The organism is Arthrobacter parietis (assembly GCF_039530425.1).
In the GTDB taxonomy this organism is placed as follows: domain Bacteria; phylum Actinomycetota; class Actinomycetes; order Actinomycetales; family Micrococcaceae; genus Arthrobacter_D; species Arthrobacter_D parietis.
In genome coordinates this window covers 1,489,215-1,513,898 of record NZ_BAAAON010000001.1, presented here as the reverse complement: position 1 = coordinate 1,513,898, position 24,684 = coordinate 1,489,215, and the positions used below count along the sequence as shown (strand labels likewise).

Genomic DNA, 24,684 nt, shown 5'->3' with positions numbered 1-24,684 from the left:
GAGACAATGTCCAAGAAGTTCAATATCGACACGGTCGAGCACGCGGAGCAGACTCCGGAGCAGCCCCTGCCCTGGGCTGAACTGGGCCTGAAGGAAAACGAGTATCTGCGGGTCGTCGAGATTCTCGGACGCCGGCCAACCGCTGCTGAGCTCGCCATGTACTCGGTCATGTGGAGCGAGCACTGCTCCTACAAGTCCTCGAAGGTGCACCTGCGCCAGTTTGGTGACAAGGTCACCGAGGCCATGAAGGAGCACCTGCTCGTCGGTATCGGTGAGAACGCCGGCGTCGTGGATATCGGTGACGGCTGGGCGGTGACCTTCAAGGTCGAGTCCCACAACCACCCCTCGTTCGTGGAGCCCTATCAGGGCGCGGCGACAGGCGTCGGCGGCATTGTCCGCGACATCATCTCGATGGGTGCGCGCCCGGTTGCGGTCATGGATCCGCTGCGTTTCGGAGCTATCGATCACCCGGACACCCCGCGCCTGGTGCACGGCATCGTCTCCGGCATCGGCGGGTACGGCAACTCCCTCGGCCTGCCGAACATCGGCGGCGAGGTGGTGTTCGACTCCGTCTACCAGGGCAACCCGCTGGTCAACGCCCTCGCAGTGGGCGTCCTTCGCCACGAGGATATCCGGCTGGCCAACGCGTCCGGCGTCGGGAACCGCGTGGTGCTCTTCGGTGCGCGGACGGGCGGCGACGGAATCGGCGGCGCATCGGTGCTGGCGTCGGAATCGTTTGATTCCTCCAAGCCGTCGAAGCGGCCCGCCGTTCAGGTAGGTGACCCATTCGCTGAGAAGGTCCTCATTGAGTGCTGCCTTGAGCTGTTCAAGGCCTCAGTGGTGGAGGGCATCCAGGATCTCGGCGCAGCCGGTATCTCCTGCGCAACGTCGGAGCTGGCTTCGAACGGCGACGGCGGTATGCACGTCGAGCTCACCAGCGTCCTGCTGCGGGACCCGTCGCTGACTCCGGGCGAAATCCTCATGTCGGAATCGCAGGAACGCATGATGGCGGTGGTGACACCGGAGAATACCGCCGCGTTCGAGGCCATCATGGACAAGTGGAACGTCGAGTACTCCTGGCTGGGTGAGGTCACGGACACCGGCCGCCTCATCATCGAGTGGGCCGGCGAAAAAATTGTCGACGTCGATCCCCGTACCGTTGCCCACGACGGCCCGGTCTACGAGCGCCCGTACTCCCGCCCCAAGTGGCTGGACGGTGTGCAGGCAGATTCCTTCGCCGGAGACCGGCCTTCCGACCTCAGGGCAGCGGTGCTCGAACTCATGGCCTCCCCAAACATGTGCTCCAAGGACTGGATCACCAACCAGTACGACCGCTACGTCCAGGGCAACACTGCCCTGGCCATGCCGGATGATGCCGGTGTGGTCCGCGTTGACGAGGAAACCGGCCTGGGCATCGCGCTCTCCACTGACGCAAACGGCCGCTACTCCTACCTCAACCCTTACGACGGCGCCCGCCTGGCTCTCGCGGAGGCCTACCGTAACGTTGCTACCTCCGGTGCGAAGCCGATGGCCGTCACTGACTGCCTCAACTTCGGATCCCCCGAGGACCCGGAGGTGATGTGGCAGTTTGCCGAGTCCGTTCGCGGTCTCGCTGACGCCTGCCAGGAACTGGGCGTACCAGTGACAGGCGGCAACGTGTCGCTGTACAACCAGACGGGCGGCGTGGCAATCCACCCCACGCCGGTGGTCGGTGTGCTGGGCGTGTTCGACGACGTCGCCCGCCGCACGCCGTCGGGCTGGCGGGAGGACGGGCAGGCTATCTACCTGCTCGGCACCACCCGCGATGAGCTCGACGGCTCCGAGTGGGCAAACCTTCACGGCCACCTCGGCGGGCAGCCCCCGGCGCTGGATCTCGGTGCCGAGAAGACGCTCGCGGCGATCCTCATCAACTCCTCCCGCGACGGCATGATCGATGCGGCACACGACCTCTCCGAGGGCGGGCTCGCCGCCGCACTGTCGGAGGCAGCCCTGCGCTTCGGTGTAGGTGCGCGGATCGCAATTGACGAGCTGTGCGAGCGCGACGGAATTGACGCGTTTACCGCGCTGTTCAGTGAAAGCCAGGCCCGCGCCGTCGTTTCCGTTCCCCGTTCGGAAGAGGTGCGGTTCAACGATATGTGCGCCGCGCGGAACTTCCCGCGTACGCGGATCGGTGTTGTGGATGTCGAGAGCAACGCGCTCGACGTGCAGGGTCACTTCACCCTCCCGTTGACGGAGCTGAAGGAAGCACACGAAGCCACGCTTCCGAAGCACTTCGCGTAAGCCTTCGGGCGAGCTCTGATATGGCAGAGCACCGGCGTACTGCACGCCGGTGCTCTGCCATATCGTTACGTGAGCTGTCCATGGGTAGAGCAACCCAGCAGATAGGGTTGATGTATGACATTTCCGCTGTTGAGTGCGCTTTTCGCCATGATTGCGGGTCTGTTGCACGTGTACATCTTTGTGCTCGAAAGTGTGCGTTGGCGTCACCCGTCCGCGTGGCGGAAGTTCGGGATTGCCTCCCAGGAACACGCAGACATCATTCGGCCCATGGCGTTCAACCAGGGCTTCTATAACCTCTTCCTGGCTGCCGGTGTGATCGTGGGCCTGGCTCTGTCCGGCACCCTCGTTGGTTACGGCATGATTGTCCTCGCGCTGGCAGTCATGGTGCTCGCCGCCGTCGTGCTCGTGGTCACCAACCGGACGCTATGGATTGCCGCCCTGGTCCAGGGAGCCCCTCCTCTTCTTGCGCTGTTGACCCTGCCCATGGTGCAGCAGGCCTGAATCTGCTTACGCTGGACCCGCCGCCAGCTGGCGGGCAGCATTAAGGTACCAGCGGGTAGCGAGTTCCTGGCAGAACCGCGCTACCGGAGCACCGAGACGGTAGAACCAGTTCCCATGCCGGCTGTAGGCGTGCAGTTCGAAGAACACCGAGCCGTCGGCCTCCAGCACTGCAACGAAACTCTCCTCGCCGGTCTCCGGATGACCCGGCAGGGTGGCGTAACCAAAGCCGGCCCGGCGGGCGCCGCGAGCGGCACCGCCGTCGTCGTCGCTGGTTGGGTTCACTTCTTCCACCCATACCACTTCACACGGCGCATTCAGGCGTAAATTGCCCACACCGAACCCCACGGTTACGGAGCCTCCGACGGCGGCTCGTGGTTCCGCCGCGATACGCAGGTTGGAGCGGCGGTGGAGTTCAAACGTGAGGATGCCCTCGGCCAACCGGCGAAAGGCGGCTTCTCCCGTGCCCACCCGGATTCGGTGGCGCATGGGCCGAAAGCCTGCCGGCCAGGCGCCAAGCCGCGTCCACCCTATTGCGGTGTGAGTGATATCAGGCATCACTGCCCTGTGCGCGCACCTTGAAAACGAAGGCTTCCGGCCCGAACGGGAAGTCCTCGAACGTGCCGGGGAAGGCCAGACAGGCCACCCGAAGCTGTTCTGCATCCACGTAGTGAGCCTACAGCGAAGCGGTGACACACTATAGGGACCACGATCAAGGAGTGCACATGTCAGACCTGGGCCGACAGGCGCGGAAGGTTGCAGACGGAGCCGAAGACGCAGCTGATTCCAAGCCGTTCATCATTGCTGCCCGTGCAGGGTATGTCGCGGCGGGCCTGCTGCACATCCTCATCGGCGTGATTGCTGTGCGCGTTGCCTCGGGAGGATCGGGCAGCCCCGATCAGGCCGGGGCCATGTCATCGCTCGCCAGCACGCCGTTCGGCGGGATCCTGCTGTGGGCCTGTGCAATCGGGTGCTGTGCCCTTGCGCTGTTCCTGCTGAGCGAGGTGTTCTTTCCGCCGCAGCGCCTCGACGGCAAGGAGGATGTCATCTACCGGCTGAAAAACGGTGGAAAAGCCATGGTGTATGCGGCAATCGGAATCGGGTTTGCCCAGTACGCGCTGGGCGGAGGCGGAGGCGGAGGCGGCTCAACCCAGTCGACCAGTGCGGCCCTGATGGCGAGCCCCGCCGGGCCGGCGCTCCTGCTCGCGATCGGCGTCGGTATTCTCATTGTGGCGGGGTACTTCGTCTACAGCGGCGTTACCCAGAAGTTCGAAGAGCATCTGTCAGGCAAGCCCTCGGGCTCGACAGGCAAGGCCATCACCACGCTGGGGACCATCGGCTATGTCGCCAAGGGGATCGCGCTGGGCGTGCTGGGCATTCTAGTCATCACCGCGACCGTCACACACGACCCGGAAAAGTCGAGCGGGTTGGACGGCGCACTCAAGTCACTGCAGGAGCAGCCATTCGGCGTCTACATCCTGGGCGCGGTTGCACTGGGGCTGATCGCGTACGGCGTCTTCATGGTGGTGCGCTCCCGCTACCAGCGCATGTGAGTGCGGGGGCTTCGTGCTTACAGCCCCAACCTCGGAGCCTCGATGGCGGGGCAGGTGTTCATGACAACGTCCAGTCCTGCATCAGCCGCCCGCTGGGCCGCCGCCTCGTCGATCACTCCGAGCTGCAGCCAAACCGCCTTGGCGCCCACTGCGATCGCATCGTCGACCACCGCGCCCACCCGTTGGCTGTTCACGAAGCAGTCGACGACGTCGATCTCTCCCTGCACGTCGGCCAGCCGCTTGTATCCGGTGCGGCCGTAAACGTCGTCACCTTTCAGACTGACCGGAACAACCTCCATTCCGAGCTGGTCGATCAGGAAGCGCGATACCCCCATAGCGGCCCGCCGCGGATTGTTCGAGAGCCCGACGACGGCCCAGCGCGCCGGAGTGGTCAGCAGCCGTTTGATGGTGGCTGGGTCATTGGAGTGCGGCATGGAGTCTCCTTCTCAGACAGGCTGCCAGTGTGGCAGGTTTGCGACCTATAGGTAATATCCAGCCACGCTAGAGATGCGGTGCTTTCCGGGCGATGAACTGTCCGATCCAGTCGACGGTTTCGGGATGGTCGAGATGAAACCCGTGCCGCCCCTTCGCTACTTTCACCAGTACCGAGTGCGGAATAAGTTCACGAAGGGCCAGTGCGTTGTCCAGCGGGGTGAGGGGATCATCTGTGCCGTGAAGGATGAGCGTCGGCGCCTCCAGCGAGCCGAGGAGGTTCCGCGCGTCGTGCTCTGTGCTTGCACGGAAGTGCCGGCGTTTGGCCTGCTTCGATGCGCGTGATGTGAAGAAAGTCCGGACAGCCGAGCTGTGCGCGGTTGCCCAGTCTGCGTCGAAGAAGAGCGGTTCGAGCTGGGCCGGGTCGCCGCTGGTGAGCGCCCGGGTGGCGTCGGGATCGCGGTTCTTCCCGAGGAACCCGCCCGCCGAGGTGGCAGCGAGAATGAGGGCGCCAACCCGGTCCGGATGATCGATCGCGAGCCACTGCGCAACGCGGCCGCCCATCGAGTGCCCGTAAATGTGCGCGCGTTCCACACCGGCGGCGTCGAGGACTACGAGGGCATCGGCGGCGAAGTCCCTGGTGTTGAGGTGTCCGGTGGGGCCGTCATCGCTCTCGCCTACCCCTCGATGGTCAAAGCGAATGACGCGGAAATCCTCGGCCAGACTGGGAACGATCGGTTCCCAGCCGGTCAGCGCGGTTGCCTGGCCGGCGATGAGCAGGAGCGGAGTCCCGGAGCCGTCCGACCGCCAGGCCAGGCGGGTGCGGTCCGCAGTAACCGCGAAGTTCACGGGCCGACCCGCTCAATCGGTGATGGGCGACGGCGGTGTGCCCAGGTTGTCCAGTTCCTCCCAGAACGACGGCGGCACTTCTGACTGCCGCGCTTGTTCGAGCTGGTCGATGCGCTTCACCGATGAGATGCCGACGATGGTGGAATCGACCAGAGGTGAGCGCAGGGAGAAGTGGAGTGCCGCCGTCGGGAGGTCGATTCCATGTTTGGCGCAGAGGCCCTCGACCCGAGCTACCCATTCGAGGAGTTCCGGCGGGGAATCGTTGTAGGCGTAGGTTGCGCCGCTGGCGGAGCCGCGAGCGAGGAGTCCGCCACCGAAGGGCGCAGCGTTGAACACGCCCATCCCCTGCTCCACTGCCTCTTCGATGAGCGGAAGTGCACTTCGGTCGACCAGCGTGAACCGGTTGTGGGTGAGGAGTACGTCGAAGGCTCCGGTGGCGACGTACTGCCGCATCAGGCTGACAGTTCCTGCGGCGATGCCGATGGCATCTACCAGCCCCTCTTCCTTCAGTTCCAGCATTCCGGCGATTGCGCCACCCGGCGCTGCCGCCTCTTCGAAGGTGATGGAGTAGGGGTCGTGCAGGTGCAGCAGTCGAAGCCGGTCCACTCCCAGCCGCCGGCAGCTCTCTTCGAAGGACCGCCGGACCCGGTCCCGGTCGAAGGAGCCGGTTTCGGGGTCCTGGTCCGCCTTGGTGACAACTGACCGGCCCTCGGCAGCGCCGCCGTCGGCGAGGGCAAGCCCCAGGACGGCCTCGCTTCTGCCTTTTGCATAGTTATTGGACGTGTCGACGAGTGCGTACGGACCGTGCAGCATTGCCTGGGCGAGTTCGATGGCGGCCGCCTCCTCACGGTCCCCGGAGCTGGTTCCGGCACCGAGCGATGAGGTGCCGAGCGTGATGGGACTGGCCAGGAGACCGGTACCGCCCAGCGGCCGGGGATCGACGGGGTGGTGAATCTGCTGGGGCACAGTGTCTCCGTTTCGCGGGTCGAGGTGTTTGGCTGGGACTCTGCTTAGGAACTTACCGCGAAGCCCGGGTTCCGGCGAAGAACCGTTGTCAGTGAACTCCCCTATGCTTTTTCAAGAACCCCGTCGACTGGAGAACCGTGGCCGAGCTTCGCGTCTTTGTACCCACTCCCCTGCCCGAGCCCCTCTGCGAACTGATCGTAGAGCTGGAGCCGCGCATCGAGTTGGTCCGGGACCAGTCGCTGCTGCCGCCCCAGCTCTACGCGGGCGACCACCAGGGCGCCAGGGACTTCCGGCGGACGCCGTCGCAACAGGCAAAATACGAACGCCTCATTGACAGCGCGGAGGCCCTGTACGGCGTACCGGGCCAATCGGGGCAGGAGTTGCGCCGCACTGCCCGTGCCAACCCGCACCTTCGGTGGGTCCACACCACGCCTGCAGGCGGCGGCAGCCAGGTGAAAGCGGCGCAGCTCACTCCAGAGGAGCTGGAGCGCATCACGTTCACCACTTCAGGCGGCGTGCACGCCGAACCGCTGGCCGAGTTCGCAGTGTTCGGCGTCCTTGCCGGCGCCCAAGGTGTGCCCGAGCTGTTGGACGATCAACGCAACCGCGTCTGGGGAGCACGGCGCCCGGTGCCGCTCGTGGCAAACCAGCGTGTCGCCGTCGTCGGGCTGGGCGGAATTGGGCGCGCGGTGGCGCGCAAGCTGAGTGCGCTGGGGGCGGACGTCATCGGTGTGCATCGGCGCGAGATTGAAGCGGAAGGTGTCTCGGGCATCGTCCCACCGGAACGCCTTGGCGCTCTTCTTCCGGACGTTGACGCCGTGGTGCTGTGCCTACCCGCTACCGAATCGACCCATCACATGCTCAGCCGGGACCTGCTCGAGCAGGTGAAGGAAGGCATCACCGTGGTCAACGTCGGCCGGGGTGCCACCGTGGACGAGGAAGCGCTCATCGGGGCGCTCAGGGACGGGCGGGTCGGTTTTGCCGCGCTCGACGTTTTCGAACAGGAGCCGCTGCCGGGTGACAGCCCGTTGTGGGAGCTTCCGAACGTCCTCGTAAGCCCCCACAATGCCGGCACATATGAGGAAGAGGAACGGAAAATCGCGGAGCTCTTCGCGGAGAACGCCCGGCGGCTGCTCGACGGCGAACCGCTCCTCAACGTTGTTGACACTGTGGAGTTCTATTGAGCGGGTGTCCCGGTGGGGCGGGGTTCTAGAGCCATTTCTTGCGTTTGAACGTCAGATACAGGCCGACGCCCATCAGCAGCATCAGCGCAAGCGCGAAGGGGTAGCCCAGCGGCCAGTCCAGCTCCGGCATGAATTCGAAGTTCATCCCGTAGACGGTGCCCACCAGGGTGGGCGCGAAGAGGATTGCAGCCCAGGACGAAATGGCCTTGACCTCTTCGCTCTGCGCCAGGCTCGCTTCCGAGAGGTGCCGCATTTCCTCGTTCTGCCGCTGCGTCACGAGGGTCGCATGGACCGAGAGGGCGTTCTGGAGCAGGATCCGGAAGGAGTCGATCCGCTCGATGATGCGCAGCACGTGGTCCTGCACATCCCGCAGGCGGGGCTGCAGTTCCGAATCCATGTCCTCCTTTTCGGCGTCAGCCAGGAGCGCATCGAGCATTGGCCGCAGCGGGTGAGTGGCGCGCTGAAAGCCGATCACTTCGCGGGAGAGGTCATAGATGCGGCGTGCTACGTCAGGAGCGGAGCTGAAAAGCTCGTCCTCGATTTCGTCGATGTCATTCTCGAGCCCCGCGACAACGGGCGCGTACTGGTCAACGACCTCGTCAAGGATTGCGTAGAGCACTGCCTGGGGTCCGAGTGCGAGCAGTTCGGGCCGCGCTTCCAGACGCCGCCGGACCTTCGCGAGGTCGGGTGATTCAGCCTGGCGGATTGTGACAATGAAGTCCGGGCCTACGAAGACGTGCAGTTCCCCGAACTCCACCATTTCCTCGGCATCGAGATACCTGGCCGGCCGGAGGACCGCGAAGAGGGTTTCCCCGTAGCGCTCGAGCTTGGAACGCTGATGGCCGTGCAGCGCATCCTCGACGGCGAGTTCGTGAAGCGCAAACTCATCCGCCACCCGCTGGATTTCAGCATCATCCGGCCGGTACAACCCGATCCAGGCCATTCCGCCGTGATCACGCTTGAGTTCAAACGTCTGGTCCAGATTCTCCGGGTTGGCGGTCCGTTGGCCGTCCACATACACGCCGTTGTCAACGATGGCCACCGTGCCGTCCTCACTCTTGTCTGCTGCGCTCCGCCGCATTCCGTCCGTCGGAAACGGGGCTTAGGCGAGTTTCTCACAGCATCGGCGGCCGCTGCGGTACCGCGCCCGAATCTCGGGTGCGCGGTCAGCGCCTGCTGTTGCCGCCGTCGTCGTCGTTGCTTTCCACAGTGCCTCCCGGCTCCCAACGCAACACGTCTCCGGGCTGGCAATCCAGAATCTCGCAGATCGCCTCGAGGGTGGTGAAGCGGACGGCTTTGGCGCGGCCGTTCTTCAGGACAGCCAGATTCGCCGGTGTGATGCCGATGCGTTCAGCCAGTACTCCCACGGGCATCTTGCGCCTGGCCAGCATCACGTCGATATCCACGATGATGGGCATCAGATGACCTCGTCGAGTTCGTCGCGCAGGTTTTTCGCTTCGGCATCGCGGGCTACTGCCTGGGCGAGCAGCACCCGCAGGACCAGCACGATCAGCGCAACACCGCCGATCAACAATGAGGCACCGCAGATGAGCAGGATGACCCCCGGAGCAATTTCCCCCGGAGCCAGGAGAACCGCGAGACCGAACACCAGGACCGACGCAGCGGCGATGGCCCCGAAGATGATGTCGACATACCGGAATGCTCCATCGGAGAAGACCGTGCCGCTGCGGACCATGGTGAGCAACTTCCACAAGCAGACGGCGCTCACTTGAACCGTCAGGATGCCGAAGACGACGATCGCGTTGAACGTGATGCGCAGCCCAGTGGGCACGCCCGACTGCTCAAGATCAGCGGAGATCAGCGGAACCATCCAGAGCTGGATGAACAACGAGCCCGCAATGACCATCGCGATGACGACCTGCAATGCGAGGACGGCCAACTTTCCCATCGGGATTCTCCTTCGATTGATTAACAAGGAGAATATATCGAGAAACGATAGGTGGTCAAGCGTGGAGCAGCCTTGAGGCAGCAAAGGTGCCGGAGATGCGCAGGAACGTGGTGACGTCCCCACGATCCTGCGCATCCCCGGCACCTTTGCGTTCGAACCCGACCGGCTACTCGACCCGAATCACCAGATCCGCTCGGTTCTTCGTCGCCTCGATCAATCGCGCGTTCGGTTCATCCACCCGCTCTACCCACTCCGCCGCCGCAGCCGGACTCTTTCCGAACAGGATGTGCCGCTGGATCAGCCGGTCCAGCCGCAGGTTCTCATCCTGCTCGCAGTACCAGACCTCAGTGCACTGAGCCTGGGCCTGCCGCCAGCCCGGGCGACCGAGCAGCAGGTAATTGCCCTCCGTGAGAATGGTGCGCACCGACGGATACACAGGGATCACGCCGGCAATGGGCTGCTCGATGGTGCGCTCGAAACCTGGGGCATACACTACAGAATCCCGCCGTCCACGAAGCCGCTTCAACAGAGCAGCATAGCCATGCTCGTCGAACGTCTCGGGTGCGCCCTTGCGTTCCAGAAGACCCAGGCGCGCCAGCTCCTGATCGGACAGATGGAACCCGTCCAAAGGAACATGGGCGAAGCGCTGCTGATCCGGGTCGGGTTTGTTCTGGTTCAGTGAAGCCATCAACTGCTCCGCCAAGGTTGTCTTGCCGACTCCCGGCGCGCCGACAATCCCAACAACCACGACGCCGGCCTCGCGCGCCGATATGCGCTCTATTCGATCAACAAGTTCCGACAGCGTCACCGTGCCATCCTGACATGTGACCCGGGTCGAGAACGCCGTTTATGGGCAGAATGGGTCCCATGACAACGGCACTCATCCTCAGCGGCACCGGCCGGTACGCGGACCCCTGGCACCCGTTCGCGGAAACTTCCGCGGCCATCGCGGACCTGCTCCGCGGTCACGGACTCACCGTAGAAACAGCCGACGACGTCGACACCACCCTCGGTAGCTTCCGTGACTCTGCTGCCTGGCCGGATCTGCTGGTGGTGAATGTCGGCCTCCCGCGGGACGGCGGCACTTCCCCCGGTACAGACGCCGCCCGTGATGGCCTGGACGCCTGGGAAGCCGGCGGCCGTCCGCTGCTCGCCCTGCACTCGAGCGCCACGAGTTTTGTCGATTCCGAGTCCTGGGAAGCGGCGCTCGGCGGACGCTGGGTACGCGACGTGTCCATGCACCCGGAGTACGGCGCGGCAACCATCCTGCTCGAGGGCTCCTTCCCCGTCGGTATTCCCGACTTCACTCTCGCCGACGAACGCTACAGCTGGCTGCGCACCTCACCGGACGTCGTCGTTCACGCCCGCCACGAACACGAGGGGCACTTGCACCCACTGGTGTGGTCGCTGGAGCGACAGGTTGAAACTGGACCGGCACGAAGCTTCTATGACGCGCTCGGGCACGACGCGGCGTCGTACTCCTCACCGGAACACCGCGAACTGATGAAGCGCGCGGTGGACTGGCTGCTTGGCTAGGTCTCTTGTCGCAGGGTCAGGATCTCCGCGCCATCGTCGGTGATCGCGATGGTGTGCTCACTGTGCGCGGTCCGGCAGCCCGTAGCGCTGCGGAGTGTCCACCCGTCGGCGTCGACTGCCAGTTCAGCGGTATCCGCCATGACCCATGGCTCCAGCGCCAGCAAAAGCCCCGGGCGCAGCACGTATCCCCTGCCGGGCCGTCCGGTGTTTGCCACGTGGGGATCCTGGTGCATTGTCGACCCGACGCCGTGACCGCCGAATTCCGTGTTGATCGGATATCCCGCGGCGCTGAGGACTGAACCAATGGCAGCGGAGATGTCGCCGATGCGCGCGCCTGGTCTGGCGGCGGCAATCCCGGCAGTCAATGCACGTTCGGTGGCATCAATCATCGCGACGCTCTCCGCCGGCTTTGACTCGCCAACGATGAAGCTGATGGCGGAGTCTGCGACGATTCCGCGCTGGGAGACGGCGAGGTCCAGGGAGAGCAGGTCGCCGTCGGCAAGCGAGTAGTCATGCGGCAGACCGTGGAGCACGGCATCGTTGACGGACGTGCAGATATAGGCGCCGAACGGGCCGCGCCCAAACGGCGGCTCGTAGTCGACGTAGCAGGACACCCCGCCTGCCTCAGCGATCATCTCTTTGGTCCACTGGTTGATCTCCAGCAGGTTTGTCCCGACCGTGCTGCGGCTCTTCACCGTCTGCAGAATGTTGGCGACCAGCGCACCCGCTTCCTTTGCCCTGGCCAACTCGCTCGCGTTCAGAATTTCAATCATGTAGATGACCCTCTCACGCTGCCGATGTCCGGCTGAAGCGTTCCTTTGTTACGACACATATTGCGCCGGACCCTTGCAAAAGCGTTTAGTGGAATTCCACCATCCCGAGCGGCCGAGAGACCTGGATCGTTGACGCCGCAGCAACCCTTACCTGCTTGCAGGAGAACGGGTGCTACTGCCAGGAGCGATGGAGTTATACATGAGCACCGTTCTTCGAGCGCACCGTACCCAGGCCATTTCCACTGATGGCAACCAGACACTGCCGCTGACTTTCTCTTCGTTGACCCGAAGTTTCGGGAGCGGAAGCGAGCAGCACGTGGTGCTTCGCGACGTGACCCTGGACGTTGAAGCAGGCGAGGTTCTCGCCATTGTGGGCGCCAGCGGTTGCGGGAAATCAACCCTCCTGCGAGCCGCGGCAGGACTGGACGCTCCCACCAGCGGTGCGGTACTCATCGACAGCACAGCAGTGGACGGGATCGATCCCCGCTGCGCCGTCGCGTTCCAGGAACCCCGACTCCTCCCCTGGCTCTCGCTGCGCGAGAACGTTGCTATCGGCCTGCCCAGGGAAACCAGTTCCGCCGCGGGCAAGGCGAAGGTGGAGGAGCTTTTGGGCCTCGTGGAACTCGACGGGTTCGCCGGCCACCGGCCCCGCGAAGTGTCCGGAGGCATGGCACAGCGGGCATCGCTGGCACGTGCACTGGCACGCAACCCGGGCGTCCTGCTCCTCGACGAACCCTTCGGCGCACTCGATGCCCTGACGCGGCTGAAGATGCAGGACCTCCTGCTGCGTATCCACCAAACCACCCCGACCACGGTCCTGCTGGTCACCCATGATGTTGACGAAGCGCTGCAGCTCGCCGACCGGGTGATCGTTCTCGCGAAGGAGCCTGACGTCCAGGGTGCAACCATCAGCCGCGTGCTGGAGGTTCCGGGCGACCGTCCGCGCGACCGCGGCTCAGCCGAACTTGCCGCGCTACGCAGTTCGCTGCTGAGCAGCCTCGGCGTCGACAGCCACCAGCACTAACCGCGCGCCTGCGGCCAGTTCGCAGCGCCGTATCCCAGCGCGTGCGGCGCCCACCGTGCCGCCATGTTGCGCCGACACCCCCAAGAACAAGCCCCCTACACCCGTCCCACGCACTCTCCGAAAAGGATCACCATGAAGAGCACCGCACGTTTTCAGTTCGCCGCCACCGCCGCAATCGCCGCCCTCGCCCTTAGCGGCTGCGTTGCCGGGGAAAACGCCGACGGCTCAGTCGGCGAAGCCGCAGCCGCGACCGGCGGAGAACTCACGGTGGACTTCGCCACCTACAACCCGCTGAGCCTCATCATCAAGGACCAGGGCTGGCTCGAGGCCGAGTTGGAAGATGAGGGCGTAACGGTCAAATGGGTCCAGTCCGCCGGATCGAACAAGGCCAACGAACTGCTCCGCTCCGGCGAAGCTGACGTCGCCTCAACGGCCGGTTCGGCAGCGCTGATGGCCCGCGCCAACGGCTCCCCCATCAAGACCATCGACATCTACTCACAGCCCGAATGGTCCGCACTGGTCACAACGGCGGATACGGGTATCGAATCCGCGGAGGATCTCCGCGGCAAGTCCATCGCCGCCACCAAGGGCACCGACCCCTACTTCTTCCTGCTCCAGTCACTGGCAGAGCACAACGTTGACCCGAGCGAAGTGACCATCCAGAACATCCAGCACGCCGATGGCTGGGCCGCCCTCAACACCGGCTCGGTGGACGCCTGGTCCGGCCTCGATCCCATCATGGCCGCAGCCGAAGAAGACGGCGCCGAGCTGTTCTACCGCAACGTGGACTTCAACACCTACGGCTTCCTCAATGCCACCGAGTCCTTCCTGGAGGAAAGCCCTGAGCTCGCCCAGGCCGTGGTCAACGCCTATGAGAAGGCACGCCAGTGGGCTCAGGAGAACCCGGAGGAAACCGCAGCGATCCTCGCCGAGGTTGCGGGCATTGAAGAATCCGTGGCCACCAAGGTCATCACCGAACGGTCCAACCTCGACGTCAACGGCACCCCCGGTCAGGCCCAGCTGGACGTGCTCGAGGTAGTCGGCCCGATGTTCGTCGAATCCGGTGACGTCGCAAGCCAGGAAAACATCGACGAAGCCCTCTCCACCCTTCTTGATGACACCTACGCAACCAACGCCGATCCGTCCGCTATTGGAGAGTAATGAGCAACCCCTACCTCACCGGTAACAGCATCGTGCCCGGCGGCGTCGGCACCGGCCCCGCCTCGGTCATCTCCTCCAAGGGGACAAGCTCCCCGCACACAACAAACCCGAACGACGACGACGGCAGGCAGGGCAATGCCCTCACCCGGCGCAAGCCGCGAGGCAAGGCAGTCGCCAAGCTCGGACTGGGACTCATTGTTCCGCTGGCGCTGTTGGCGGCCTGGCAACTGGCCGCCGTCGTCGGTTTGATCAGTCCGGTCACCTTGCCGGCGCCAACCGCTGTCTTTGACGCCGCCGTCGATCTGATCCAGCGCGGGGAACTTCGCATCCACATTGCTATTTCGACCCAACGCGTGGTCATCGGCTTCCTGATCGGTGCCATCGCCGGTCTCGTGGTCGGAGCGTTTGTCGGTCTGTCCCGGTGGGTGGACACCCTGTTCTCGCCGACCATCGGTGCCATCCGCGCCGTGCCGTCACTGGCGTGGGTTCCCCTGCTGATGCTCTGGGTGGGAATCGGTGAGGATTCGAAAGTCATCCTTATCTCCATCGGCGCCTTTTTCCCCGTTTTCACCACCGTTGCCATGGCCCTGCAGCACGTGGACAAGAACCTGGTCGAGGCCGGAAGGGCCTTCGGGCTGAACGGGCTGAGGCTGTTCACCACGGTGCAGCTGCCCGCCGTGGTCCCCTCGGTGATCTCGGGGCTGCGGCTGGCGCTCGCGCAGGCGTGGTTGTTCCTCGTCGCGGCTGAGCTCCTGGCGTCCTCGATGGGCCTCGGCTTCCTGCTGACCGATTCTCAGAACAATGGACGGGTGGACCGACTGCTCCTGGCAATAGTGCTGCTGGCAATCCTCGGCAAGCTCACGGACGCGATCCTGGGTGTCTTCGAGAAGTGGGCTATCCGCAAATGGGCGTAACTGCCGTAGATTCCCTTGTTCACGGGGGCTTCACCAACGAGGAAGAGCGGATCGCCTTCTGGGAGGAACAGGCGCGGCGGCTGCACTGGTCCTCCGACTGGCATACGGCCCACACATTCGATCCGGCACGGCAGGGACCGGACGGCGAGCTGTCGGTGCCGCGCATTGAGTGGTTCGCCGGCGGCACCCTGAATGCCGCCTACAACTGCGTGGACCGGCACGTCGCTGCAGGCCTGGGCGACAAGCCTGCCCTGTTCTTCGAGGGCGAGTCGGGAGACCGCCGCACGGTCACCTACTCCGAGCTTCAGGACGAGGTGTGCCGGGCGGCCAACGCCCTGACTGCCCTGGGGATCGGCAAGGGCGACCGCGTGGTCATCTACCTTCCCGTGCTGGTGGAGACCGTCGTCGTGACCCTGGCGTGCGCGCGTATCGGCGCCGTTCACTCGCTCGTCTTCGGTGGCTTTTCCGCCGAGGCGCTGCGCTTCCGGGTCGAGGACACCGGCGCCAAACTGCTGGTGACCACCGATGGGCAGTACCGACGCGGCACCGCGGTGCCGGTGAAGGACAACGCCGATGCCGCCGTCGTCGGGAAGAACGCCATTGAACACGTGCTGGTGATCCGGCGGACGGGCAGCAATGTCGCGTGGACCGAAGGCCGCGACGTGTGGTGGCACGACGTTGTTGGCACCGCCTCCCCCGTACACGAGCCGCAGGCGTTCGACGCCGAGACGCCGCTGTTCATCATGTACACCTCCGGCACCACCGGCAAGCCGAAGGGCCTGGTGCACAGCACCGGCGGTTACCTGACGCAGGCGTCGTGGAGTTACGAGTTTCTCTTCAGTGACCCGGATCCCGCGGGCCGCTTGAACGACGTCCACTGGTGCACCGCCGACCTCGCCTGGGTCACTGCCCACACCTACGAGATCTACGGCCCGCTGTCCAACGGCGCTACTCAGGTGATCTTCGAGGGCACACCGAACACCCCGCATCCCGGGCGGCACTTCGAGATCATCGAACGCTACGGCGTCACCAGCTATTACACGGCGCCCACGCTGATCCGTTCGCTGATGGGCTGGTTTCCCGACGGCGTTCCGTCCTCCTATGACCGCTCTTCCATCAAAGTCCTGGGCACGGTCGGCGAGGCAACCAATCCCGAGGCGTGGCGCTGGTTCCGGGAGAAAATCGGCTCCGGTACCGCTCCCGTTGTGGACACGTGGTGGCAGTCGGAAACCGGCGCGACAATCCTCAGTCCCCGTCCCACCGATGATTCCTTCAAACCCGGCTGCGCCTCACGCGCCCTGCCCGGTGTGAGCACGCGCATCGTGAACGACGACGGCGAGCCAGTCAGTTCCGGAGAGCAGGGGCTGATCGTGGTGGACCGGCATGGCCCGGCGATGGCCCGCACAGTGTGGGGAAATCCGCAGCGTTACCTCGATTCCTACTGGCGGAAGTTCGCTGCGCAGGGCTGGTTCCTTGCCGGTGACGGCGCCAAATACGACGACGACGGCGACACCTGGATCCTCGGGCGCGTTGACGACGTCATCAATGTGTCCGGGCACCGGCTCTCGACAATCGAGATCGAATCAGCGCTGGTGTCCCATCCCCTTGTAGTTGAGGCGGGCGTTTGCCCGGTGGCTGATGCGGTGACGGGGCATGCGATCGCCGCCTTCGTCGTCGTGCATGGCGAGGCAGGTAATCCAGCGTTTGAACAGGACCTGCGCAACCATGTCGCGAAGGCCATCGGTCCGATTGCCAAGCCGCGCGCCGTCGTCGTCGTGGAGGATGTGCCGAAGACGCGTTCCGGGAAGATCATGCGGCGACTGCTGACCCAACTGTACGAGGGAACGCCGCTCGGCGACACCACCTCGCTGCAGAACGAGGGCTGCGTGCCGCGGATCGCGAAAGTCCTCGCCCTGAAGAACCTACCGGGGAAGGCACCGGAAGTTTCGGGCACGTATGGTGGATTTGAACGCCCAGAAGTCACCGCAGGTGCACAAAAGTTGGATCAATTTGGAGGAAACATTGGGCACTGACCGCACCTTCGGCTTCCGCACCCGTGCGTTGCACGCCGGCGGAACCCCGGACGCCACACACGGCGCACGAGCCGTACCGATCTACCAGACCACGTCGTTCGTCTTCAAGGACACCAATGACGCCGCCAACCTTTTCGCGCTGCAGAAGTACGGCAACATCTACTCGCGCATCGGCAATCCCACCGTTGCAGCCTTCGAGGAGCGCATCGCCTCGCTTGAGGGCGGCATCGGTGCCGTAGCGACGGCATCAGGCATGAGCGCAGAGTTCATCATCTTCGCTGCACTGTGCCAGGCCGGCGATCACATCGTTGCAGCAGCCCAGCTCTACGGCGGCACCGTTACGCAGCTCGATGTGACGCTCCGTCGCTTCGGCATCGAAACCACGTTTGTTCCGGGCAGCGATCCGGCCGACTACGCCGCCGCCATCAAGGACAACACCAAGGCGGTCTTCACAGAGATCATCGCGAACCCGAGCGGTGAAATCGCGGACATCGCGGGCCTGGCAAAGATAGCGCACGACGCCGGTGTCCCCCTGATCGTCGACTCCACCCTCAGTACGCCCTACCTCATCCGCCCCCTTGAGCATGGTGCTGACATCGTGATCCACTCGGCCACCAAATTCATTGGCGGGCATGGCACCACGCTGGGCGGGGTCATCGTTGAAAGCGGCAGATTCAACTGGGGCAACGGCAAGTTCCCCACCATGACCGAGCCTGTCGCTTCCTACGGGAACATCCAGTGGTGGGCAAACTTCGGTGAGTACGGTTTCCTCACCAAGCTGCGCACCGAACAGTTACGGGACATCGGGCCGTCGCTGTCGCCGTCGTCGGCCTTCCAATTGCTGCAGGGCGTTGAGACGCTGGCGCAGCGCGTCGATGAGCACGTGGCAAACGCTCAGGCCGTTGCCGAGTGGCTTGAGAAGGATCCGCGGGTTGAGTACGTGAACTATGCGGGGCTCCCCTCGCACGTGCACCATGAGCGGGCGAAACAGTACCTGCCGCAGGGTCCCGGCTCGGTGTTCAGCTTCGGCGTGAAGGGAGGCCGGGAGGCCGGGCAGAAGTTCATCGAAGCCCTGCAGTTGGCGTCCCACCTCGCCAACGTCGGCGATGCCCGGACACTCGTGATCCACCCCGGATCCACCACGCACCAGCAGCTCTCAACCGAACAGCTTGCGGCCGCCGGCATCCCGGAGGATCTCATCCGGATCTCCGTTGGCCTTGAGGATCTGGACGACATCCTCTGGGATATCGACCAGGCGCTCGAGACCGCCGTTGCAGGAACATCCGAGCACCTTGAACGGGCGCTGGACGTCAGCGAAGAGGAAATCGCCGCAGAGGGAGTGAAGGCATGAGCACACAGGACCGCACCTGGGAGGGCCCGTCGGCCCCCGAACGCCTGAACATCCTCCGCAACGCGAAGTCGATCGCCATCGTCGGGGCCTCGGACAAGCCGTCACGAGCGTCGTATTTCGTGGCGACGTACCTGCAGTCATCCGCGCCGTATCGGCTGTACTTCGTGAATCCGACAGCGACCGAGATTCTCGGGCAGCCGGTTTACAAGTCCCTGGCGGACTTGCCGGAGCAGCCGGACATCGTTGACGTGTTCCGCAAGCACGATGACCTCCCCTCGGTCCTGGAGGAATCCAAAGCCGCCGGCGCGAAAACTCTATGGCTTCAGCTGGGTTCCTGGCACGAGGACGTGGCGCGGGACGCCGAAGCTGCCGGCATGAACGTGGTCATGGATCGCTGTGTGAAGATCGAGCACGCACGTTTCCATGGCGGCCTCAACCTGGCTGGCTTCAACACTGGAGTCATCTCCTCGAAGCGTCAGGTGACCGCTTAGCACGACGGCAGGCGGGATCAGCTTGAGTGCGGCAGGAATCGAAGAAGCGTTCCGCCCGTGCCGGTGACATGCCGTTCGTAATGTTTCGAGACATATCCCCGAGGTGGCCATATGCAGTCCAGCTCCGGCTAGGTTAGTGGAGATCACTGGCGGGCGGACGGGGCTGCCCCGCCACCTGGATGCTACGGAGTAACCGATGAGTCCCAGCACGGTTCCACCCCCTCACGCCGCGGTGAAGCGCGCTTCCATGCCGTTGCCCGTCTCCTTTGTGAGCCTCCACGCCGAGGGCTTGCGGGATGTCAATCTCGAAATTCGCGCGGGCGAAGTGCTCGCCTTCGTAGGAGCCACGCCCGGCACCGAGAACCTCGTGGGAACAGAGAGCCTTCTGGGCACAGAGAACGACGGCGCCTCCCGCCTGCTGCGTGCAGTCGCCGGTCTCGATCATCCCCGGTCAGGATCGGTTCTGGTTGGCGGGGAACCTGTTCGCCGGACCGACGACCGCTGTTCCTGGACGCCGAGCGATGCCGCTCTGCAGCCGACCCACTCGCTGCAGGCGAACCTCGCGCTCGGGCTTCGTAAGAGTTCCAGCGCCAGCGAAGGCAAGGCGAAGATCGCTGAACTGCTCGACCTTGCGGGCCTCCATCGCTTCGCGAAGCTGCTGCCGACCGACGTCACCGCTGAAATAGTCCGCCGGGCGGCACTGGCTCGGGCTTTGGCCAGCGGGCCGGGCGTCATGCTGCTGGACAATCCGTTTGCAGCCGTCGAGGGCGCTGCCCGCACCGTGCTGCACAACGTACTGCAGACCCTTCACCGCGCGCTTCCCACCACCGTCCTCCTGGCGACCAACAGCATGGAAGAGGCGCTCCGGCTGGCCGACCGCGTGGTGGTGCTCGGCCGATCAGCCGCCGAAGACGTCACCGGAGCGCTTTCCATCCGCGAGATCCGGGACGGGCAGCGGAAGCAGCGCTGACTGTTCACACCCCGTGGATAACTGAAGCTACGGGGGACCGTTCCCTTCTCCCTGGTTAGCGCACGAACAATGATTCCCGAGTTGATTGCATGGATGGGCGCAGGCTTCGGCGGGTGAAACTGAACCCGGCGGGATACAAATCGGGAGCCGCTGTGTAAACTCGTAAGCACACTGACGGTCAAGCAATCGGCCCTCCATCAAGCGGGCACCAGCCCGCGTTGAGCTGTACCGCGTATTTCGACCGGCAGCGTTGGGAGAATGCCGTGAATAGCACTGAAAACTGGTTCAGATATACCGCAGGGGTTGCACTGATCATCGGTGCAACGCTCACCGCTGCTCCGCCCGCCAGCGCGGATCCCAACTCGGATTCTGGTCCTTCTCCATCAGGTCCTGCAACGGGATCCGACGTCGGGCCGCTATCTCAGGTTGGACCGCCTGACACCGATATCGAGCCGCGACGGAATCGCGATCGCGATGATGACGGCGAGCGTGATCGCGATGATCCGACGACGCCACCTCCCTCGCCAAGCGAGCCGCCGGCAACCGGGCCGGTGACGCCGCCGTCCTCGCCTGCCGAGCCCCCGCCGTCCTCCGAACCCGAGCCCGACCCCGCGCCTGCCCCGCCGGCCAAACCTGCGCCGGCACCGCCGGCCAAACCTGCGCCGGCACCGCCGGCCAAACCTGCGCCGGCACCGCCCGCTCCAGAACCCGCTCCCGCACCTGCCCCGGCACCCGATCCAGAGCCCGCTCCGGTTCCTCCGCCGCCAGCACCAGCACCAGCCCAGATCCCCCAGCAGTTCATATCTCCCGCACTGCCCGCGCCGGTGCTGACCGTGCCGATGCAGATTGTCCCGGCCGAGCAGCCAGCGCCGGAGAAGACCAAGGACGCCGAAAAGGAGCCCGCTCCATTCGCGATGCCGCCCTATGCCTGGGCACCCATGTACGTGGAGCCGACAGAATCACCCACTGCCGCACCACCGGCTGCCGAAAGCGCATCACCGGATGTCGTGTCAGCAAGCTCCCCACCGGTGGTCGGAATCAGTGCTGCGCTGCTGATCCTCCTGGCCGCGGGAGTGGTTGTGCTCGGAAGACGCTCCCGCGGACCGAAGGGCGTTAACGGGCCATAAGGCTTGCGGTGAACGGGTTAGCGAAGATGCCCTCGGGATCCAGCCGCTTGGTCAGGAGCCGGAAGTCCTCAAGCCGCGGGTACAACCGATCGAAGTCGTGCGCTCCGGGGGTGAACACTTTCCCCCAGTGCGGCCGGGCCAAGAATGGTTCCAGTGCAGCCTCGAGGGTGGGCAGCAGTGCCTCGACGGCCGGCTGATCCTGAACCCAGGTGAAGTGCAGCCCAATGGCGTCGGTGGCGTAGCTTGAGCTGAGCCACAAATCGTCAGCGGCAACGGTCCGGATTTCATTGACCTGCAGCAACGGCACAATCTCCGGGCTGAGCTCCCGAACCGCACGAATCGCGTCAACGGCGTGTTCGCGGGGAACCAGGTACTCGGATTGAAGTTCCACGCCGTTGCTCGGCGTGAAGTCCAGCTTGAAATGCGGCAGCCTGTTGTACCAGGGACCGGCCACGCCCAGCTGCGGAGTACAGCCGATTGCAGGCAGCCCGGGAAGCGGGTGACGCTCATCCTTTGCAGCCACCGCACCGAACAGAGTCTCCTCAAGGGGCGCATCCTGATCGGGGCGGCGCTTCACCCATACCGAGTCGGCAACATCCGGATCCCGCCAGGTGGTGAAGACGCTGACGCTGTACGCGGCGCCGGTCACGCCGTCGAAATTTTGAAGCAGGTTCTCCAGCGGAAGCCGCTCGAAAACAGTTTGCTCAACCTCGAAAGCGGGCTCAACCTTGAGCTCCAGTCTGGTCACAATACCCAGCACCCCGAGGTTGATCACCGCACCCTCGAAGTCCGGGTCGCTGGTAGTGAACCGCACCAGGTCACCACTGCCGGTCACCAGCTCCAGCCCGACGACGGCGGCAGCCAGACTGCGGTTCCGCTTACCGGACCCGTGGGTCCCCGTAGCGACAGCCCCTCCCACCGAGATGTGCGGCAAGGACGCAAGATTCGCCAGCGCAATGCCTTCCCGTTCCAGTTCCTGCGCCAGTTCTCCGTAGCGGATCCCGGCGCCGACAGTCACGGTCGAGCGATCCCGGTCAACCGTCACCGGACCGGTCAAAGCCGCCGTCGACAGCAGCTCAGCTGTGCCGTCCGCAATGCTATTGAAGGAATGCCGCGAACCCAGCGCACGGATGGACGACACCCCGGCGACTATCCGGCGCACCTCGTCCACCGACGTCGGCTCATGCAGGGTGGAAGCTCCATAGGCGAGGTTCCCCGCCCAGTTGGTGCCGACGTCGTTCGCCATCATGTTCTCCTCGCGTGAGTTGGCAGGACACTCCCCTAATGGAGACCCATAAGGGGTGTGTCCTGCGAAATGAACGGGTTAAAGCTTCTGCGCCAGCCGGTAGTAGGCCGAGTTCCACCGCAGTTCACGCTGGAACTCGCGCAACGTCGTCGTGCTGTCGATGCGCAGGAGCTCCGTGCCGGCAATGTCTGCGAAGTCCTCGAACACATCAAGCCCGACGGCGGTGCTCATCACAGTGTGGTGCGCAGCACCCGCGCTCAACCAGGCCGCTGCGGACGTCGCCAAATCCGGCTGCGGCTTCCAGACGGCGCGCGCCACCGGAAGGTTGGGCAGCGGCGCGTCCGGCGGAACCACTTCGACGGCGTTGGCAGTCAGCCGGAAGCGGTCGCGCATGTCGGACATGGCGACCACGACGGCGTCCCCTGAGTCCGTATCGAATACCAGCCGGACGGGGTCCTCCTTGCCGCCGATTCCCAGCGGGTGCACCTCGAGGGTGGGCTTCGAGGTGGTGAGCGTTGGACAGATTTCCAGCATGTGCGCGCCGAGGATCTTCTCCTCCCCAGGTACCAGGTGATATGTGTAGTCCTCCATCAGCGACGCGCCTCCCGGAAGCCCTGCGCCCATCACCTTGGCTGCGCGGACCAGCACAGCGGTCTTCCAGTCGCCTTCCGCGCCGAAACCGTAACCGGCGGCCATGAGCCGTTGGACTGCCAGTCCGGGAAGCTGGCGCAGACCGCCGAGGTCTTCGAACGTCGTGGTGAACGCACCGAAGGAGCCTTCCTCCAGGAAGGACTTCAGCGCCAGCTCCTGACGCGCGCCGTACCGGAGGGACTCGTGACGGTTCCCTCCGCGCCGCAGTTCAGGAACGACGTCGTACGTCGCCTCGTATTCCTCGACGAGGGCGTCGATGTCGGCATCGGACTGCGCATCGACCACCTCGACGAGCTCGTTGACTCCCCAGGTGTTGATGGAGACGCCGAAGCGCAGCTCTGCCTCGGTCTTGTCACCCTCGGTAACGGCGACGTTGCGCATGTTGTCACCGAACCGGGCAACCTTGAGCTCGTGGACGGCGGCCCAGCCGGCTGCGGCGCGGGACCAGGTGGAGATCTGGACAGTCACGGCCGGGTTGGAGACATGCCCGACGACGGTCTTCCGCGCCACGGACAGGCGCGTCTGGATGTAGCCGAACTCGCGGTCGCCGTGGGCGGCCTGGTTGAGGTTCATGAAGTCGAAGTCGATGTCCGCCCAGGGCAGCTCGACGTTGATCTGGGTGTGCAGGTGGAGCAGCGGCTTGCGCAGCGTGTCCAGGCCGGCGATCCACATTTTGGCGGGGCTGAACGTATGCATCCAGGCGATGACGCCGATGGTCTTGTCGCTCGCGTTCGCCTCAAGCGCCATCCGGCGGATTGAGGACGAGTCCTTCAGCGTCGGTTTCCAGACCACCTTGACCGGTACGTCGGACGCTTCGATCATTTTCACGATCTGCTGGGACTGCTCGGCGACCTGGCGGAGTGTGTCTTCGCCGTAGAGGTCCTGGCTTCCAGTGAGGAACCAGATCTCGTACTGGTCGAGTGAGGTATTCAGGGTAGTCACAGTGCTGCTCCGGTTCTAAGCGGGTTTGGCTGCCCGTACACGTTTTGGTAGCGGTCAAAGAGGGATTCAATGTGGCGCTGTTCGATTGGCAGCGGCTCCCCGAGCTGGCGGGAAATGTGGATGGTGCGCGCAACGTCCTCGAGCATGACGGCGGCCTTGACGGCGTCGCGCGCGTCCTTGCCGATGGTGAAGGGCCCGTGGTTCTGCATCAGGACGGCACGCGAGCGGTGGCCGGTAAGGGTTTCCACGACGCCGCGGCCGATCGAATCGTCTCCGATGATCGCGAACGGACCTACCGGGATCTCCCCGCCGAACTCGTCCGCCATGGCGGTGATGACGCACGGGATGGATTCGCCGCGCGCAGCCCACGCTGTGGCATAGGTCGAGTGGGTATGCACCACTCCACCGACGCGGGGCATGTTGCGGTAGACGTATGCATGGGCGGCAGTGTCGCTCGAAGGCGACCGCTCCGAACCCGGCGTTCCTTCGATGACGGCTCCGTCGAGGGTGCACAGGATCTGGTTCTCGGGCGTCAGCTCGTCATAGTCGACGCCGCTGGGCTTGATCACAAAGAGGTCCATCCCCGGCACGCGTCCGGACACGTTCCCGCCGGTCCACACCACCAGGTTGTAACGGACCAGCTCTGCGTGGAGCTTGGCCACATCGCGGCGGACGGCGTTGATGGCGTCCGTTTCACGATCTGAAAAGGACCGGGTGGTGCTAGTCATGCTTGACCATCGCTTTCGAGTAGGCGGTCCGGCGGAGTTCCTTGAACTACCCAATGTGACCGTTCA

25 protein-coding genes, 1 pseudogene and 1 riboswitch are annotated in these 24,684 nt (G+C 64.5%); of the genes and pseudogenes, 13 read left to right on the top strand and 13 right to left on the bottom strand.

Going from position 1 to position 24,684, the window contains the following annotated elements:
- The first annotated feature begins 6 nt into the window (after positions 1-6).
- Together purL and ABFX19_RS07205 are read left to right on the top strand one after the other, a co-directional pair.
- Entirely contained in the window at positions 7-2,280 is a 2,274-nt protein-coding gene (purL, locus tag ABFX19_RS07210) for a phosphoribosylformylglycinamidine synthase subunit PurL (RefSeq protein ID WP_428831026.1), read from the top strand.
- A gap of 114 nt (positions 2,281-2,394) precedes the next feature.
- Positions 2,395-2,781 (top strand): DUF1304 domain-containing protein, encoded by a 387-nt coding sequence (locus tag ABFX19_RS07205; protein WP_346027908.1) that lies wholly within the window; start codon positions 2,395-2,397, stop codon positions 2,779-2,781.
- Positions 2,782-2,787: 6 nt separating this feature from the next.
- Here ABFX19_RS07205 and ABFX19_RS07200 read toward each other — a convergent pair whose 3' ends face one another.
- Positions 2,788-3,336 carry a DUF1990 domain-containing protein gene (locus tag ABFX19_RS07200; RefSeq protein WP_277358814.1) on the bottom strand — a complete coding sequence of 183 codons (549 nt, stop codon included), beginning with the start codon at positions 3,334-3,336 and terminating at the stop codon, positions 2,788-2,790.
- A gap of 10 nt (positions 3,337-3,346) precedes the next feature.
- Positions 3,347-3,445, bottom strand: a pseudogene (locus ABFX19_RS07195) (MmcQ/YjbR family DNA-binding protein); the annotation flags it as partial.
- 58 nt (positions 3,446-3,503) lie between these two features.
- Here ABFX19_RS07195 and ABFX19_RS07190 point away from each other — a divergent pair.
- Positions 3,504-4,331 carry a DUF1206 domain-containing protein gene (locus ABFX19_RS07190; protein WP_346027907.1) on the top strand — a complete coding sequence of 276 codons (828 nt, stop codon included), beginning with the start codon at positions 3,504-3,506 and terminating at the stop codon, positions 4,329-4,331.
- Between the two features lie 17 nt (positions 4,332-4,348).
- Here ABFX19_RS07190 and ABFX19_RS07185 read toward each other — a convergent pair whose 3' ends face one another.
- From ABFX19_RS07185 to ABFX19_RS07175, 3 genes are all read right to left on the bottom strand, one after another.
- Positions 4,349-4,765, bottom strand: coding sequence for a CoA-binding protein (locus ABFX19_RS07185; protein WP_277358815.1), 417 nt, complete (start codon positions 4,763-4,765; stop codon positions 4,349-4,351).
- Between the two features lie 67 nt (positions 4,766-4,832).
- Positions 4,833-5,612: an alpha/beta fold hydrolase gene (locus ABFX19_RS07180; protein WP_277358816.1), complete on the bottom strand. Its 780-nt coding sequence runs from the start codon at positions 5,610-5,612 to the stop codon at positions 4,833-4,835.
- Between the two features lie 12 nt (positions 5,613-5,624).
- Positions 5,625-6,578, bottom strand: a complete 954-nt coding sequence (locus ABFX19_RS07175; protein ID WP_346027906.1) for an aldo/keto reductase — start codon at positions 6,576-6,578, stop codon at positions 5,625-5,627.
- 137 nt (positions 6,579-6,715) lie between these two features.
- Between ABFX19_RS07175 and ABFX19_RS07170 the strand changes: the two genes are divergently transcribed.
- Positions 6,716-7,762: a D-2-hydroxyacid dehydrogenase gene (locus ABFX19_RS07170; RefSeq protein ID WP_346027905.1), complete on the top strand. Its 1,047-nt coding sequence runs from the start codon at positions 6,716-6,718 to the stop codon at positions 7,760-7,762.
- A gap of 25 nt (positions 7,763-7,787) precedes the next feature.
- On the opposite strand, the gene corA is transcribed toward ABFX19_RS07170, so the two are convergent.
- The 4 genes from corA to ABFX19_RS07150 all read right to left on the bottom strand — a co-directional run bounded on the left by corA (position 7,788) and on the right by ABFX19_RS07150 (position 10,479).
- Positions 7,788-8,804: a magnesium/cobalt transporter CorA gene (gene corA / locus ABFX19_RS07165; protein WP_277358819.1), complete on the bottom strand. Its 1,017-nt coding sequence runs from the start codon at positions 8,802-8,804 to the stop codon at positions 7,788-7,790.
- Positions 8,805-8,928: 124 nt separating this feature from the next.
- Positions 8,929-9,180, bottom strand: coding sequence for a helix-turn-helix domain-containing protein (locus ABFX19_RS07160; RefSeq protein ID WP_346027904.1), 252 nt, complete (start codon positions 9,178-9,180; stop codon positions 8,929-8,931).
- Positions 9,180-9,671: a DUF2975 domain-containing protein gene (locus ABFX19_RS07155; RefSeq protein WP_346027903.1), complete on the bottom strand. Its 492-nt coding sequence runs from the start codon at positions 9,669-9,671 to the stop codon at positions 9,180-9,182. The genes ABFX19_RS07160 and ABFX19_RS07155 overlap by 1 nt, the downstream gene beginning before the upstream one ends.
- A 166-nt stretch (positions 9,672-9,837) precedes the next feature.
- Positions 9,838-10,479: a nucleoside/nucleotide kinase family protein gene (locus tag ABFX19_RS07150; RefSeq protein ID WP_346027902.1), complete on the bottom strand. Its 642-nt coding sequence runs from the start codon at positions 10,477-10,479 to the stop codon at positions 9,838-9,840.
- Between the two features lie 59 nt (positions 10,480-10,538).
- On the opposite strand from ABFX19_RS07150, the gene ABFX19_RS07145 reads away from it, so the two are divergent.
- A complete protein-coding gene (locus ABFX19_RS07145) occupies positions 10,539-11,207 on the top strand; it encodes a ThuA domain-containing protein (RefSeq protein WP_346027901.1) in 669 nt (222 codons plus the stop codon).
- Here the strand turns inward: ABFX19_RS07145 and map are convergent.
- Positions 11,204-11,980, bottom strand: a complete 777-nt coding sequence (gene map / locus ABFX19_RS07140) for a type I methionyl aminopeptidase (RefSeq protein ID WP_346027900.1) — start codon at positions 11,978-11,980, stop codon at positions 11,204-11,206. The two genes, ABFX19_RS07145 and map, sit on opposite strands and share 4 nt — an antisense overlap.
- Before the next feature lie 96 nt (positions 11,981-12,076).
- Positions 12,077-12,174, top strand: a riboswitch (SAM riboswitch).
- A 5-nt stretch (positions 12,175-12,179) separates the two neighbouring features.
- Here map and ABFX19_RS07135 point away from each other — a divergent pair.
- From ABFX19_RS07135 to ABFX19_RS07100, 8 genes are all read left to right on the top strand, one after another.
- On the top strand, positions 12,180-13,004 hold the full coding sequence (locus tag ABFX19_RS07135; RefSeq protein ID WP_346027899.1) for an ABC transporter ATP-binding protein: 825 nt from the start codon (positions 12,180-12,182) through the stop codon (positions 13,002-13,004).
- Positions 13,005-13,136: 132 nt separating this feature from the next.
- On the top strand, positions 13,137-14,165 hold the full coding sequence (locus ABFX19_RS07130; protein ID WP_277358826.1) for an aliphatic sulfonate ABC transporter substrate-binding protein: 1,029 nt from the start codon (positions 13,137-13,139) through the stop codon (positions 14,163-14,165).
- 68 nt (positions 14,166-14,233) lie between these two features.
- Positions 14,234-15,079, top strand: coding sequence for an ABC transporter permease (locus ABFX19_RS07125; RefSeq protein WP_346028050.1), 846 nt, complete (start codon positions 14,234-14,236; stop codon positions 15,077-15,079).
- On the top strand, positions 15,070-17,112 hold the full coding sequence (gene acs / locus ABFX19_RS07120) for an acetate--CoA ligase (RefSeq protein WP_346027898.1): 2,043 nt from the start codon (positions 15,070-15,072) through the stop codon (positions 17,110-17,112). Before ABFX19_RS07125 ends, acs begins: the two co-directional genes overlap by 10 nt.
- Positions 17,102-18,463: an O-acetylhomoserine aminocarboxypropyltransferase/cysteine synthase family protein gene (locus ABFX19_RS07115; RefSeq protein ID WP_346027897.1), complete on the top strand. Its 1,362-nt coding sequence runs from the start codon at positions 17,102-17,104 to the stop codon at positions 18,461-18,463. Before acs ends, ABFX19_RS07115 begins: the two co-directional genes overlap by 11 nt.
- Positions 18,460-18,954: a CoA-binding protein gene (locus tag ABFX19_RS07110; protein WP_277358830.1), complete on the top strand. Its 495-nt coding sequence runs from the start codon at positions 18,460-18,462 to the stop codon at positions 18,952-18,954. Before ABFX19_RS07115 ends, ABFX19_RS07110 begins: the two co-directional genes overlap by 4 nt.
- A 196-nt stretch (positions 18,955-19,150) precedes the next feature.
- Positions 19,151-19,924: an ATP-binding cassette domain-containing protein gene (locus ABFX19_RS07105; RefSeq protein WP_277358831.1), complete on the top strand. Its 774-nt coding sequence runs from the start codon at positions 19,151-19,153 to the stop codon at positions 19,922-19,924.
- Between the two features lie 263 nt (positions 19,925-20,187).
- Complete coding sequence (locus ABFX19_RS07100) at positions 20,188-21,051, top strand: hypothetical protein (RefSeq protein ID WP_346027896.1); 864 nt, start codon at positions 20,188-20,190, stop codon at positions 21,049-21,051.
- Here ABFX19_RS07100 and ABFX19_RS07095 read toward each other — a convergent pair.
- From ABFX19_RS07095 to ABFX19_RS07085, 3 genes are all read right to left on the bottom strand, one after another.
- The gene (locus ABFX19_RS07095; RefSeq protein WP_346027895.1) at positions 21,038-22,297 is read right to left on the bottom strand and encodes an FAD-binding protein; all 1,260 of its coding nucleotides are present in this window, start codon (positions 22,295-22,297) and stop codon (positions 21,038-21,040) included. The genes ABFX19_RS07100 and ABFX19_RS07095 overlap by 14 nt on opposite strands.
- A gap of 78 nt (positions 22,298-22,375) precedes the next feature.
- Positions 22,376-23,890, bottom strand: a complete 1,515-nt coding sequence (araA, locus tag ABFX19_RS07090) for an L-arabinose isomerase (RefSeq protein WP_277359335.1) — start codon at positions 23,888-23,890, stop codon at positions 22,376-22,378.
- Positions 23,887-24,618, bottom strand: coding sequence for an L-ribulose-5-phosphate 4-epimerase (locus ABFX19_RS07085; protein ID WP_277359334.1), 732 nt, complete (start codon positions 24,616-24,618; stop codon positions 23,887-23,889). The genes araA and ABFX19_RS07085 overlap by 4 nt, the downstream gene beginning before the upstream one ends.
- Between the last annotated feature and the right edge of the window lie 66 nt (positions 24,619-24,684).